Here is a 12,838-nt window from a genome sequence, read left to right on the forward strand (position 1 = left end):
ACTACCGATGGGAGGTCGGGTGGGGGCGTGGGCCGGTGCCGTGTAGAAAATGCCCAATCGGGCATTTTCTACTCAAACTCTCAGGGAGCGATGATCAGGCGCGTCTGCACGGTGCCCGCGCCTTCGCGCAGCGCCGCACCGGCCTTGTATTCCGGGCTCTTGGCATAGGCGAGGGCGGCTTCCTCGGTCTCGAAGCGCGAGACGACCACGCGCTCGTCGGGATTGACGTCGCCTTCGAGCACTTCGCTCACCTTGCCGCGCACGAGGTATTCGCCGCCGTGCTTTTCGCTGAGACCGGCGATGGCCTTTACGTAGGCGCCGAACTTCTCGGCGTCGGTGATGACCACGGTTGCTACGATATATGCTGCCACGTCGATTCCTTAGGTTTGGTGTGGGTTACTTCTTGTCGGAGGGCGGTGCGCCCGTTTGCCGGCCGGTGAGGCGGGCGCTGACGCACTGCTCGGCAGGTACGCCTTCAGGGCACGGATTGAGCTTGGGCTGGAAGCTGTTTTCCTTGGGCAACCGCACCGTGAGGATGCGCACCGGCTCGGTGCCGATGGTGCGCGAGGTGTGGCCGCGTCCGGTCACGTCGTCGGCGAGCACGATGTCGCCTTTGGACAGTACGTGCTTCGATCCGTCGCCGAAGCCGACTTCCAGCTGGCCCGACAGGACGATCAGGAAGCGCGGCGTCGATACGCCGTGATAGTCGATGAAGTCGCCGGGCAGCGCGTCGCCGATCTCCACGTCGGTGGCGTAGAGGCGGGTCTGGACGCTCTTGCCGGGGACGCCGCCGGTGCGCGGCAGGTCCTTGATCTCGAGGTGGGATTCGCCGTCGTCGCCGCCGTACATGTGAAGCACGCGGAACGCCTCGGCCCCCGGCGATAGCGGCGAGACCGGCGGCGGTGTGGGGGCGGGGCGGTCGGCGGCGGAACAGGCGCCCGAGAGGAACGCTGCTGCAAGGATGGGGATGAAGCGCTTCATGACGGTCCTCACGCCGGCTGGTTCTGGGGCTGGGTCTGGCCGACGCGGGCGTCGTGCTCGGCGGCGAGGCGGCGCAGCGTGGGGATCAGTTCCCGGCCGTGCAGGGCGATGTCGCCGTAGAGATCGAAGCCGCGCATCAGGAAGCCGGTGATGCCCATCGCGTAATAGTCCATCATCGCATCGGCGACCTGCTCGGCGGTGCCCACCAGCGCGGGCGGCAGCATCGGCGTCGAGAAGCTGACCGACGCCTTGGTGATCCCGGTCCACAACCGCTTGTCGAGCAGGTCCATGCCGCCCGCGATCGCCTCCAGCTCCTCTCGGCCAGAACCGCCCTTGGTGGTGGCCAGCTTGGGGTCGAGGCGCATGCCGGTGCTCAGCGCCTCGTCACTGCCGGCGATCTTGCGCTGCTGTTCGAGCGCGGTTTCGCGCAGCGCCTCGACGACATCGGCGGCGGCCTTCCACGCGGCGTCCTCGGTCTCGCCGATGATCACGCGCACCGAAGTCTGGATGCGGACAGGGCGGCCGGTGCGCCCCCAGGCATCGCGGATCTGCGCGACGGTGCCCGCCATCTGGTCGAGCGGCTTGAGGCCGCCGATGGCGTAGACGTCCGCGACTTCGGCGCCCTTCTCCAGCGCCAGCGGCGAGGAGCCGCCCCAGTACACCGGAATGGCGCCATTGACTGGTTTGAGTTCCGACAAGGCGCTGTTGAACCGGTAGTAGGTGCCGTTATGGTCCACCGGGGTGCCGCTGGACCACACCTTGCGCATGATTTCGACGTACTCGGCGCTGCGGTGGTAGCGTTCCTCCTTGGTGTGGAAGTCTCCGTCGCACTCCAGTTCGGTGTCGTTGGCGCCGGTGATGACGTGGACCCCGGCGCGGCCGCCGCTGAGGTTGTCGAGCGTCGCGAACATCCGCGCGGCCATGGTCGGCGCGATGAATCCGGGGCGGTGGGCGACCATGAAGGCCAGCTTTTCCGTCACTGCCGCCGCATAGTTGGCGATCGCGAAAGGATCGGGCGCGAAGGAGTTCTGCAGGATCAGGACGCGGTCGAAGTCGTTCTCGTCGAAGGCGCGGGCCATCTTCTCGATCATGTCGACATCGAACGCGGGGCCGCCGCCGCGGCTGATCTCCGATGCGTTGCGGTGGAGCAGGACTCCAAGGATTTCTAGCGACATGGGACGGCTCCGTAAGGGCGGCGCGCGGCAGCGGCGCCCTGTTTCGGCACCGGTCACACTGGGCGCGGCCGCAAGGTGGGTGAACCCATGCCGTGCCATCCCCTCGCAGGGCGGATAATCCAAATTATCTATTACTCTTCTTTATAGGCTTGATCGATCGTCCGCCTCCACGCCACGAAGGAGGCAGCAATGAACATCGCCAAACTCGAGCGTATGATCGCGGTCTACGAGTCCGGCAGCTTTCGCAAGGCCGCGAAACTGTTCGGAATGTCGCAGCCCGCGCTGACCTGGAGCATCCGCCAGCTCGAGGAAAGCCTCAACCTTTCGCTGTTCATTCGCGGCCCGCGCGGCATCAAGCCGACCGAGGCGTGCGAGCGCCTGATCGTGCGCGCCCGCCTGATCGTCAGCGAGCAGAATCGCCTGCTCGCCGAAGTAGAGCGCAGCAGCCGCGCGCAGATCATCGAGCTGGGCGTCCACCCGGTGATGGTGAACGCGCAGTTCTCCCGCATCGTCGCGAAGTTCCGCGAAACCGACCCCGACGTCGCCCTGCGCATTGTCGAGGGCTACAGTTCCGAACTGCACGAGCGGCTGCGGCAGGGCGAGATCGACCTTGCCTTTTGCGCCAACGCAAACGTCGATCCGGAGGATGAGGAGTTCGACTTCGATCTTTTGGTCCGCCAGTTCTACTCGGTCTTCGCGCGACCCGATCACCGCATTTTCGACGAGATCGCTTCCGGCCAGCCGCTCGCCCCGCATGACTGGGCGCAAGTCGCGGTGCCCAACCTCGCGCCCGATCAGGATGAGGCCAAGGGCCTGCTCGCCATGCTCCAGCATCTGGGCATGACGCCTGCCAAGGCGGCGGTTCGCTCCAGTTCGATCAGCCTGATCCGCTCTCTCGTGCTCGATGGCGGCTTACTGGGCATGCTGCCGGACGACCTCGTCGCGGCCGAGCTGGAGGCCGGGACGCTTTGCCGCGTACCCGACACGCGGGTAGAGGCGCCCGCCCTGGGCCTGCTCAGCGTGCATGGCAGCTACAAGAGCGCATCGGTACGGCGGTTCGCGTCGCAACTTCGCCAGTCGTACCGGAGCGATCGCGCCCTGACCGCGGCAGTATAAGGAAACTCTATCGCCTGCCGAGATTTGTAAGCTTTTCAACCCGCTTTCGTCCGATCAGGTTGAAGGGGTCGTGACGGATCGGCGAGGCCTTCCGAATCCCGGCTCCATCTCCTCTTCAGACAAGAGAACGAGCGGACGTGAAGCCTCTATTCCGAATCCTGACGGCCATCGCCGGCCTTGCCTCAGCCGCGCCTCTCATGGCGCAAGTACCACCCGCCCCAAACTACGCCCGCGCATCCAGCTGGGCCGCTGACGGCCGGAACGAGGGCGCCGCCGCAGCGGTCGCGCCGGGATCGACGGCGCGGCAGAACCTGCCGGTCGACGTGTTCTACATCCACCCGACCACCGATCGCTCGATGGATCGCTACAACCAGCCGGTGTCGGACAAGGCGACTAACGCCTGGACCGACGGCAGCGTTATCGCGCGGCAGGGCGGGGTGTTCAACGGCTGCTGCCGCGTCTTCGCCCCGCGCTATCGCCAGGCGACCAGCGGCGCGCAGAAGGAAGGCGGCAAGATCCGCGAGGATGCCTTCGCGCTCGCTTATGGCGACGTGAAGCGCGCGTTCCGCTATTACCTCGACCACTACAACAAGGGCCGCCCCTTCATCCTCGTGGGCCACAGCCAGGGCGCCGCGCATCTCGAGCGGCTGCTGGACGAGGAGATCGACGGCAAGCCGCTCGCCGCGCGCATGGTGGCGGCGTATGACGTCGGCATCACCTTCCCTGCGTCGAAGTACGACCGGCCGGACTCGAAGCTGAAGATGTGCGACAAGCCCGACAGCATCGGCTGCGTGGTGCACTGGAGTTCGATCCTGCCCAGCGCCGACCTTGCGAAAACGGCGTCCTTCGCGGAAGCCTACAACCGCACGGTGCTGCCGCAGGGCGCCGATCCGACGATCCTGTGCATCAATCCGCTGACCTTCGACCGCTCGCAGCCCGCCGCCCCGCGCGATGCCGCGAAGGGTGCCGTTCCCGGCGCGCCTGACGAGAGCGCCATCAAGGCCATCGTTCCCCACGCCGTCTCCGCGAAGTGCGAACGTGGGCTGCTAGTGGTCGATCCCGATCCCGCGCTTGGCCTCAAGCCGCTGCCGGGAGACAGCATGCATTACCACGACCTCGGCCTTTTCTACGAGGACGTGCGCCAGAACGCGATCCTGCGCGCCCGCGCATGGCTTGCAGCCCATCCCCGGCCATCAACACCCCGGCCCTCCGCAAATTGAGAAGAGAAAGACGATGAACAAGGAACCTCTCAATCCCGTCACGCAGCAGGACATCGACGACTACGCCCGCGACGGCGTGGTCTGCCTGCGCCAGATGTTCGACGCCGAATGGATCGCGAAGATGCAGGAAGCGGCGCGCGCGGTTGAGAGCGATCCCGAGGCCTACGGCCAGACCGGCCCCTCGCACGGGGCGATGATCTCGGTCGCGCACTTGTGGCGCAAGCCCGGCCCGTTCCGCGACTTCGTCTTCAACTCGCCCGCAGGCGAGATCGTCGGCCGGGTGATCGGCGCGGACAACGTGCAGATGTTCCACGATCACCTGTTCCGCAAGCCGCCGCTCTCGCCCTCGATCATGCAGTGGCACGCCGACCACCTCTGGCCCTTCACCGGCACGATGATCCCGAACCTGTGGGTCGCGCTTTCGCCGGTGAACAGGGAGAACGGCCAGATCGAGTTCGTCGCGGGCTATCACAAGTTCTGCATCGAAACCGGATCGCGCTTCGGCCCGGCGGGTGACGGCACCTTCCGCTTTCCCGATTTCCAGGCCGAGCGGGACAATCCGGACTTCCCGTTCCGCTTCGTCACCTGGGATCTGGAGCCGGGCGACGCGGTGCTGTTCCACGTCGATATCCCGCACTATTCCAAGGGCAACGATTCCGACACCCTCGCGCGCACCGGCCTTGCCATGCGCATGATCGGCGACGACAGCTACTGGTGCCCGCGCGAGGGCCTGACCCCGGTGCCGGGCGTCGACGTCCTTGCCCAGCCCGAGGGCGTCCACCCCGCCCCCAGCGAGAACCTGCCGCTGATCTGGCAGCGTCCCGAGAGCGAGCCTCGCGCTTTCGCTCCCGCCCGCCGCGAAGCCGCCTGAGGAGATCGCCCGCGATGACGACGCACAGCAAGCGCGATTTCCTTGCCGGTGGCGGCATGTTGATGGCGATGATGGGCTTGTCCCATTACGCCGATGCGGCCGAGGCTCCCGCAGCGGTCAAGCCGCTGCCGGGACAGGGCTTCCCGATGGAATTCAAGGGCACCGGCGATCCGATGCCGTGGATCAAGCGGGTGTTCCACCTCTACTCCGGCCCGGACGGCCTCACCCGCGCCGAACAGCTCGACGTGGTGGAGCCGCGCGGGCAGGAGATCGCCACGCTGCTGCGCCGCACGGCTTTTCGCGTGACCCTTGGCGGTTCGCAGCCCAATGCGGGCTTCGGCTTCCATGTCGCCAACAACCCGACCCTGCTGATCCCGCTGTTCGGCTCCATGATCATCGGTCTGCACGACGGCACCGAGTACGAACTGAAGCACGGCGACCTCGCCTATGCTGAGGATTGCACGGGGGAGGGGCACATCTCGAAGTCCGGCCCGGAAGGCTCGTTCATGGTCGCGGTCCAGCTGCCCAGGGAGGGCTGCCCCAAGGTCGGCAGCTCGGACATGACCAGGGTGTGGACCGACCAGTGACGGCATCATGCAGGTCGAGACCATTCACGGAGGTGCCGGAATGAAGAAGAGCGCGTACATCGGATGGGCGATCGGCTCGTTCACTTCCGCCGCGCTGGTGAGCGCCGTAGGGCTGCTGCACCTGCGATTCATGACTGACTCGCTCGGCCTCGCCATCGCGCTGGCCGGGATGCTGACCGTCGCGGCGAAGATCTACGATGCGATGACCGATCCGCTGATGGGCTACATCGGCGACCGTACCCGCACGCGCTTCGGCCAGTTCCGGCCCTACCTGCTAGGCGGTGGGTTGCTGGCAGGCCTGTCGATGATCCTGCTCTTCAATGTGCCGGGCGGGCTGCAGGGTGACAACATGTGGCTCTACGTGGGCTTCACGCTGCTGCTCTACTCGACCGCCTACACCATGTTTCGCATCCCCTATCTGGCGATCGGGCGCGCGATCACGGACGATTTCCACGCCCGTTCGCGGCTGATGACCTTCAGCGTCTATGGCTCCTCGCTCGGCAGCTTCGCGGCGACCTCGGCGGCGCCGTTCCTGCTGGCGCGGCTGGGGAGCGACCGCGCGGGGCACGGTCATGTCGCGCTGGTGCTGGGCATTGCCATCGCGCTCGGCGGGATCGCCGCGTTCCTGCTGCTCAAGGAGCGCCACCCGGTAGAGGCGGAGAAGAAGCCCACCGGATCGTTCGCGGCGACATGGGCGGCGCTGTGGTCCAACAAGCCGTTCCTGTGCCTGATGGGCTTCAAGCTGATCCTGTTCTCGGGCCTTGCGGTCCATATCACCGCGATCCCCTATTACACCCGCCACGTCCTGCACGTCACCGACACCGCGCTCGGCACGATCTTCGCCGTGCAGACGGCGATGATGGTGATCTCGCAGATGTTGTGGGTCCGCATGGCCAGCCGTTTCGGGCGCCGCAACGCTCTGGTAAGCGCAGGCAGCCTGTGCGCGGTGGCCTACACCGTCTGGGCACTGATCCCGTCGGGTTCGCCCTTCCCGCTCATCTACATCGCCTGCGCCTTGTCCGGCACGGCGAGCGGCGGGGTGTTCCTCGGCCTCTACACCGTGCTGACCGACACCATGGACTATTCCCGCCGCATCCAGGGCGAGAACCGCGCAGGCATGCTCGCGGGCGTCTTCGTCATGGTGGAGAAGGGCACGTCGGCGTTCGGCATCTTCCTGTTCAGCACGATCATGAGCTGGACCGGCTTCGTTTCCTCCACCGGCGCCGGGGCGGAGGAGCAGCCCGCGAGCGTCAAAACCGGCATCATGGTCACCGTCTCGCTGGTGCCCGCGCTCGCCGCCGTGATCGCCAGCATCATCATGCTGCGTTATCGCCTGCCGGAGACAGCCGAGGATGCGGTTGAGCCGCCCGCCTCGACGTTGCAGCCAGTCGGAGTACAGTCCAACTGACGCAAAAAGAGCTTCCCCGAGTCATGACGCGTAAATCCCTGCCCCGCACGCCCAACCGGCTCGACGCCATCGACGGCAGCCGACCGATGGACGAGCAACTGCTGGCGATGATCGTCGGCCTGACTTCGGAAGTGACCGTGCTGCGCGCCCGCCTCGACGCTGCCGAGCGGCTTCTGGCCGCCTCGGGCACGTTGCCCGCGGGTGCTGTCGATGCTTTCGAACCCGATGCGGAGGCCGCCGCGCAGCGCGAAGGTCTGCGCAAGGCCACGCTCGACAAGGTCTTCCGCCCCTTGCGCGAAGCCGCCGAGGCGGAACTGGCCGCAATGAACGCCCCTGCCGAGGAGACCCTGCCGTGAGCGAACAGATGTCCGAACGCCGTGCCCAGCTCGACCACCCGCTGATCGCGGTACCGAGCCATGACGAACTGGCCGAACAGCTTTTCGTGCGCGATCTCAAGCTCTACGTCATGAGCCAGATCGAGCCGGTGCAGGCCCGCATCGCCGCCGCTGAGCAGAAGGCCAGCGCCGGTGCCAACAACACCGCCGCCGCCTTGCGCGAACGCATGGGGCAGCATGAGAGCTTCTCGACCTGGCTCTCGCTCAAGCGGGAATCGCAGCGCCAGCTGTGGTCCAGCGTTGCCGCCAGCGTCGAGCGGCAGGCGGGCGACCTCGAAGACCTCGCCGCGATCGAGGCGCCGCTGGGTTCGGTGCGCACAGATCCTGACTTCGCGGTGCCTGACTACATCCGGCGCGGCGACATTCACCTGATGCCGGGCGGTAATGCGCACGATGACGGCTCGATCCTGCAGGGCGCGATGATGGATCGCGGCGGCGCGGTCTACATGCTCGGACGCAACGGCGGCATGCTCAACGACTTGCGCGGGCAGACCGCGATGGCGCACGTCCTCACCCGCTTCCCGGACCTGAACCCCGGACGCATCCTCGACATGGGCTGCGGCATCGGCACCAGCACGGTGCCCGCCGCGACCTGCTTCCCGGGCGCCGAAGTCCACGGCATCGACGTCGGCGCATCGATGTTGCGCTACGCCCATGCCCGCGCCGAGCATCTGGGCGCGGGCGTCCACTTCTCGCAGCAGAGCGCGGAGAAGACCGACTTCGAGGACGGCAGCTTCGACCTCGTGTTCAGCTGTGTGATGTTCCACGAAACGTCGCAGGCCGCGACGATGGCGATCATTGCCGAAAGCCGCCGCCTGCTGCGTCCGGGCGGCGTCGCGGTCCACCTCGAGGTGCCGCTGCTGCACGACAATTCCGATGCATGGGTCGAACTGTCAGGCGAACTGGAAGCGCAGTACAACAACGAGCCGAACTGGCGCGGTGCGCTCAGCGCGGATTATCGCTCGCTGTTCGAGGCGGCCGGGTTTTCCTCGGTAGAGACCGGCTATCAGGCGACCAGCCCGGCGGCGCGCAGCGGTCCGTTCCGGTACGGGCCGGAGAGCGAAGGCGTGTTCCGTTCGTGGTTCGTCGCTTCCGGAGTGGCCTGAAGCAGGGCCTGAACCGGGGCCTGACCGGCGCTCCGATCAGAGATCGAGCGCTCCGGTCAGGTCTCCCGGAGCGACGCCGCCGGCCGCGCGCATCGCCTCTTCGCGCATCGCCAGACCCGGCAGCTTGGCGAGCCCGAAGCGACGGGTGAGGAAGCGGGCGATCGATCCGGTGTCGTAGATCGTGTGATCCACAAAGTCCTTGCGGGCACGCGGCGAGATGACGATGGCCGGGATACGGGTGCCCGGTCCCCAGCGGTCGCCCTTGGGCGGGGCGACGTGGTCCCACCAGCCGCCGTTCTCGTCGAAAGTGACGACGATCATCATACGCTCCCACTGCGGGCTGGCGCGCAGGGCGTCGATGACTGCGGCGATATGACGGTCGCCCGCGTCGATGTCGGAATAGCCCGCGTGCATGTTGAGGTTGCCCTGCGGCTTGTAGAAGCTGACGGGCGGCAGGCGGCCCGCCTCGGCATCGGCGAGGAAGCGGTTGGTGCGCGCGGTGCTGCCCTCGCCCGCGTCGCGCAGGTGCTCCTCGCGGTCTTTCGTGCCGGGGGCGAAGCGGGAATAATAGTTGAACGGCTGGTGATGCGGCTGCAGGTTGGGCCGGGCGGGGAACGAAGCGTCCTTGCCGAGCGCTGAATTCCACCCACCAGCATACCAGGCCCAGCCGATGTCGCGCGCGGAGAGCATGTCGCCGATGGTCCGGTGATCCTGCGGGATCAGCGTGCTGCCGTTGGACCAGTCCGCATAGCCGGGCTTTTCCGGGTCGGGCAGGTAGGTGGGGGTGTAAGGCGGCAGCATCGTGTTCACCGCCCAGAAATCCGGCGACAACGTGTTGGGGACGAATTTCGGCGGACCGTCCATCGCGCTGGCGGGACTGCGCGCTTCCAGCTTCAGTCGGATTCCGGTGGGGTCATCGCCTTCGACCTGGGCGATCTTGCGTGCGGCGGGGCTCTTGTCCGCATCGGTGTAGAAGGGCGGACGCGCCGCGATCAGGTACTGGTGGTTCAGGAACGAGCCGCCGAAAGCGCCCATGAAGAAGTTGTCGCACAAGGTGAACTCACGCGCCACCTGCCAGAGGCGCAACTGTGCGCGGCTGTCGCCATAGTGACCCATGACCAGCGCGCCGCTGTCGCCCCAGGCGACGAAGCCGTCGTTGCGCCCGCCATTGATCTGCATCTGGTTGTTGTAGAACGCATGGACAAGGTCGCGGGTCACGACGCCATGCGGAAGAGGGTCACCCTCCTTGGTCTTCAGCGCGAAGGGGGCATTGGGCAGGGGGGCGAGGTCGTCGGGGCCGATCAGGTACTCGGTATGCTCGACCACCTGCCTGTCGGGAACGAGGCCTTCCCAGATCGTCGGCAATGTCTCGAACGGCTTGCCATCGCGGTCGCGCTGGGCAGAGCGCTCGGCCGGGACTTTCGACAGCGGCTGCTGGAGGCCGGGGAAATCGGCGAAGAGGTTGTTGAAGCTGCGGTTCTCCGCGTAGATCACCACGACCGTATCGATCGCTTCGCGCAGCCGGGCGTCGCTGACCGCACCGTGCGACGCGGCTTTGGTCGTGCGAGCTTCGGCGGCGGGAGCACCTGCCGCCGTGGCTGCGCCAAGGACGGCAAGCCCTTCGAGGAACTGGCGGCGATCGGGATTGAGCGAACCCGGGCGGGGGGATTCGGGCTTGGTCATGGATGTCCTCGGTAGTGCGACTTTGCCTGTCGTCTGGGCCGAGGCAAGGGGCTTCGTCAATCGCAAATCCGACAAGTGCGTCAGCGTTTGAATCGCGTGAACGCTTATGCTCGATTGAGGTGAATTTCAAAATTAATGCGTAGATTGTCAGTTAGTTTTTATTTCTCTTGTTATAATATTTATCGAGAATATTAAGATATTTATTTAAATGTATATTTTAAAATCACAATGTGGCAAAAATGTAATAAATAAGCCTTTGAACTTTCACAACTTTTTTCTGTCCCCGTTTCCGCTGCCGGCCGCTCTCCCCCGCCGACCGTCGCACGGGATCTTACGCTGCGGCGCATCCGCGATGTCAACCAGCCCGATGTCTCCGACTTGCGCGCACCGGCGTCGGTGAACTCTACCCCGTTCGGCGGCACGGTGGAGACCGGCAACCCATCGCCGCGCCCCTGCACCGCGACGGCGCTGGACCTTGCTGTAGAGCATTACATGGGCCGTGACGGCTATGCCTCGCTAGGGGCGTTCTACAAGCGGATGGATTCGTTCATCACCTCGGCCACCACGCTGATGCCTTATTCGCAGACCGGGTTGCCGACGGCGTTCCTCTATCCCGGCCGATGCCGATACGCTCTACAACGTGGTGCGTCCGCTCAATGGCTCAGGAGCCTCGATCCTCGGTGTCGAGGCGGCGGTGCAGCGTGACCTGCGGTTTCTGCCCGCCTCGTTCGACGGGCTCGGCGTGCAGGCGAATGCGACTTTCGCCTCGGGCCACAGCGAAGTGATCTACGACGATACCGCCGTGTCGCTGCCGCTGATCGACCTTTCGCGCTGGTCGGGCAACGCCACGCTCTTACTACACCGGAAACGGCTGGGATGCGCGCGTCGCCCTAGCCTATCGCGGCACGTATCGCGACGGAGTGGGCAACAACGGCAATATCGGTACGCGGATCCGGGGGAGCACGACGATCGACTTCGCGGCCCATGCCATGCTGCGCCCCGGCCTGCAGCCTTCGGTCGAGGCGCGCAACATCACCGATACGCCGATCGAGCAATATACCGACCGCACCGCCAAACGTCTGCTCGCGCGCACGCGCAGCGGCCGGACGGTCGCGCTGGGGATGCGCTATGCCTACTGATTTCGTCGCGGTCCTGTCCCCGCCGGGGGCCTTGTACGCTCTGCAGGGGCGGCGCGGAGGTTTCAGCCGCCGGAGGAGAGCCGCGCAATGCTGATGAGCAAGGCCGGCAATTCCCTGCTGGGCGGCATGGAACGGCTGCGCAGCTATGTCCGCAAGCGCGTGCGCGATCCGGACGGCTTGGAGGGCGTGGTGCAGGAATCAGGGTCATGGAGCAGGAGCGGCGGCAGGCGATCGAGCATCCGCTCGCCTATGCCTATCGGGTTGCGGACTCGGTCATCATTGCGGGCGCGCGCAAGGCACAGCGGATCGGCGATGTCGATATGCTGGACCTCATGTGCAGCCTGCCGCTCGCCGACGAAGTACTGGATTATCGTCAGCGCTACGAACGCTTCGAGACGGCGCTGGCACGGCTGACCCCGGCGCGGCGCGCGGTGTTTCGGATGCGGCTTATGGACGGCCGTTCGCGGCAGGAGATCGCCGGGGAACTCGGCCTCAGCGTGGAGGCGGTGAAAAAGCACCTGGTGCGGGCGATGGCCGACCTCGCGCTGGCACTCGAAGACGACCTCGATGGGGAGAGTGAAGGGCACGACAGGCATGGATGAACGCAAGGCCCCGATACGGGAAACCGCCGCCGACTGGGTGGATCGGCTCGACGAACTGACCGCGCCCGATCGGCAGGAACTGAAGGCATGGCTGGACGCCTCGCCCGACAATGCGCGCGCCTTCGCGCGGATGGCCCGGATGATGGGCGATACCGCGTTGGTCGATGCGCTCGAGGACGGCGCCGAGGGGCTTGCCCTGCCTTCGACCCGTCCCGCTGCGGTGCGATGGCCCGGGGCGTGGCGCAAGGGCAAGCCGATGCTCGCGCGCCGACAGGCTATCGCGGCCGGGATTGCGGGTGCGATCGCGTTGCCTGCGGCCGGATACTGGCTTCTCGGTCGCGCGGGCGATAAGGCTTCGGCAAGCGCCGAGCGCTTTGCCAGTGCGGTAGGGCAACGGCGTCGGCTGGTGCTGCCCGACGGTTCGGGGCTGTCACTAGGGCGTGAACTCATAAATCGGGTTGAGTTGTCGGCCTTGGCGTGATTCAGACGGCCTTCGGAAACGGAGGGCGTATGACGCGGCGGCGGTATGAACTGACGGACAAGGAATGGCTCATC

15 protein-coding genes are annotated in these 12,838 nt (G+C 66.1%); 11 read left to right on the forward strand and 4 right to left on the reverse strand.

Annotation, left to right across the window (positions count from 1 at the left end; genetic code table 11):
• Window positions 1-80 precede the first annotated feature (80 nt).
• The 3 genes from PKE80_RS18005 to PKE80_RS18015 are packed head-to-tail and all read right to left on the reverse strand — an operon-like array spanning window position 81 to window position 2,156.
• Window positions 81-371, reverse strand: coding sequence for a DUF1330 domain-containing protein (locus PKE80_RS18005; protein ID WP_036527016.1), 291 nt, complete (start codon window positions 369-371; stop codon window positions 81-83).
• 25 nt (window positions 372-396) lie between these two features.
• Window positions 397-981, reverse strand: a complete 585-nt coding sequence (locus PKE80_RS18010) for a cupin domain-containing protein (protein WP_271183663.1) — start codon at window positions 979-981, stop codon at window positions 397-399.
• A gap of 8 nt (window positions 982-989) precedes the next feature.
• On the reverse strand, window positions 990-2,156 hold the full coding sequence (locus PKE80_RS18015; protein WP_271183664.1) for an LLM class flavin-dependent oxidoreductase: 1,167 nt from the start codon (window positions 2,154-2,156) through the stop codon (window positions 990-992).
• Between the two features lie 189 nt (window positions 2,157-2,345).
• On the opposite strand from PKE80_RS18015, the gene PKE80_RS18020 reads away from it, so the two are divergent.
• From PKE80_RS18020 to PKE80_RS18050, 7 genes are all read left to right on the forward strand, one after another.
• Window positions 2,346-3,272: a LysR family transcriptional regulator gene (locus PKE80_RS18020; RefSeq protein ID WP_271183665.1), complete on the forward strand. Its 927-nt coding sequence runs from the start codon at window positions 2,346-2,348 to the stop codon at window positions 3,270-3,272.
• A 137-nt stretch (window positions 3,273-3,409) separates the two neighbouring features.
• Entirely contained in the window at window positions 3,410-4,492 is a 1,083-nt protein-coding gene (locus PKE80_RS18025) for a DUF3089 domain-containing protein (protein ID WP_271183666.1), read from the forward strand.
• Between the two features lie 13 nt (window positions 4,493-4,505).
• Complete coding sequence (locus tag PKE80_RS18030; protein ID WP_271183667.1) at window positions 4,506-5,363, forward strand: phytanoyl-CoA dioxygenase family protein; 858 nt, start codon at window positions 4,506-4,508, stop codon at window positions 5,361-5,363.
• A gap of 14 nt (window positions 5,364-5,377) precedes the next feature.
• Window positions 5,378-5,950 carry a cupin domain-containing protein gene (locus PKE80_RS18035; protein ID WP_271183668.1) on the forward strand — a complete coding sequence of 191 codons (573 nt, stop codon included), beginning with the start codon at window positions 5,378-5,380 and terminating at the stop codon, window positions 5,948-5,950.
• A gap of 40 nt (window positions 5,951-5,990) precedes the next feature.
• Complete coding sequence (locus tag PKE80_RS18040; protein WP_271183669.1) at window positions 5,991-7,358, forward strand: MFS transporter; 1,368 nt, start codon at window positions 5,991-5,993, stop codon at window positions 7,356-7,358.
• A 23-nt stretch (window positions 7,359-7,381) separates the two neighbouring features.
• On the forward strand, window positions 7,382-7,714 hold the full coding sequence (locus tag PKE80_RS18045; RefSeq protein WP_271183670.1) for a hypothetical protein: 333 nt from the start codon (window positions 7,382-7,384) through the stop codon (window positions 7,712-7,714).
• The gene (locus PKE80_RS18050) at window positions 7,711-8,859 is read left to right on the forward strand and encodes a class I SAM-dependent methyltransferase (protein ID WP_271183671.1); all 1,149 of its coding nucleotides are present in this window, start codon (window positions 7,711-7,713) and stop codon (window positions 8,857-8,859) included. The genes PKE80_RS18045 and PKE80_RS18050 overlap by 4 nt, the downstream gene beginning before the upstream one ends.
• Before the next feature lie 36 nt (window positions 8,860-8,895).
• Here PKE80_RS18050 and acpA read toward each other — a convergent pair whose 3' ends face one another.
• A complete protein-coding gene (acpA, locus tag PKE80_RS18055) occupies window positions 8,896-10,542 on the reverse strand; it encodes an acid phosphatase (protein ID WP_271183672.1) in 1,647 nt (548 codons plus the stop codon).
• Window positions 10,543-10,938: 396 nt separating this feature from the next.
• On the opposite strand from acpA, the gene PKE80_RS18060 reads away from it, so the two are divergent.
• The 4 genes from PKE80_RS18060 (at window position 10,939) to PKE80_RS18075 (ending at window position 12,764) form a co-directional block, all read left to right on the forward strand.
• Window positions 10,939-11,247: a hypothetical protein gene (locus tag PKE80_RS18060; RefSeq protein WP_309298997.1), complete on the forward strand. Its 309-nt coding sequence runs from the start codon at window positions 10,939-10,941 to the stop codon at window positions 11,245-11,247.
• 215 nt (window positions 11,248-11,462) lie between these two features.
• Window positions 11,463-11,681: a hypothetical protein gene (locus PKE80_RS18065; protein WP_271183673.1), complete on the forward strand. Its 219-nt coding sequence runs from the start codon at window positions 11,463-11,465 to the stop codon at window positions 11,679-11,681.
• 206 nt (window positions 11,682-11,887) lie between these two features.
• A complete protein-coding gene (locus PKE80_RS18070) occupies window positions 11,888-12,283 on the forward strand; it encodes a sigma-70 family RNA polymerase sigma factor (protein WP_271183674.1) in 396 nt (131 codons plus the stop codon).
• The gene (locus tag PKE80_RS18075) at window positions 12,276-12,764 is read left to right on the forward strand and encodes a FecR/PupR family sigma factor regulator (protein ID WP_271183675.1); all 489 of its coding nucleotides are present in this window, start codon (window positions 12,276-12,278) and stop codon (window positions 12,762-12,764) included. Before PKE80_RS18070 ends, PKE80_RS18075 begins: the two co-directional genes overlap by 8 nt.
• Window positions 12,765-12,838 lie beyond the last annotated feature (74 nt).

It is taken from the genome of Novosphingobium resinovorum (assembly GCF_027922145.1).
Classification (GTDB): Bacteria; Pseudomonadota; Alphaproteobacteria; order Sphingomonadales; family Sphingomonadaceae; genus Novosphingobium; species Novosphingobium resinovorum.

Coding starts and splice junctions, on each gene's coding strand:
- PKE80_RS18010 (WP_271183663.1), bottom strand. CDS start 981: ATGAAGCGCTTCATCCCCATCCTTGCAGCAGCGTTCCTCTCGGGCGCC.
- PKE80_RS18015 (WP_271183664.1), bottom strand. CDS start 2,156: ATGTCGCTAGAAATCCTTGGAGTCCTGCTCCACCGCAACGCATCGGAG.
- PKE80_RS18020 (WP_271183665.1), top strand. CDS start 2,346: ATGAACATCGCCAAACTCGAGCGTATGATCGCGGTCTACGAGTCCGGC.
- PKE80_RS18030 (WP_271183667.1), top strand. CDS start 4,506: ATGAACAAGGAACCTCTCAATCCCGTCACGCAGCAGGACATCGACGAC.
- PKE80_RS18035 (WP_271183668.1), top strand. CDS start 5,378: ATGACGACGCACAGCAAGCGCGATTTCCTTGCCGGTGGCGGCATGTTG.
- PKE80_RS18040 (WP_271183669.1), top strand. CDS start 5,991: ATGAAGAAGAGCGCGTACATCGGATGGGCGATCGGCTCGTTCACTTCC.
- PKE80_RS18045 (WP_271183670.1), top strand. CDS start 7,382: ATGACGCGTAAATCCCTGCCCCGCACGCCCAACCGGCTCGACGCCATC.
- acpA (WP_271183672.1), bottom strand. CDS start 10,542: ATGACCAAGCCCGAATCCCCCCGCCCGGGTTCGCTCAATCCCGATCGC.
- PKE80_RS18070 (WP_271183674.1), top strand. CDS start 11,888: ATGGAGCAGGAGCGGCGGCAGGCGATCGAGCATCCGCTCGCCTATGCC.
- PKE80_RS18075 (WP_271183675.1), top strand. CDS start 12,276: ATGGATGAACGCAAGGCCCCGATACGGGAAACCGCCGCCGACTGGGTG.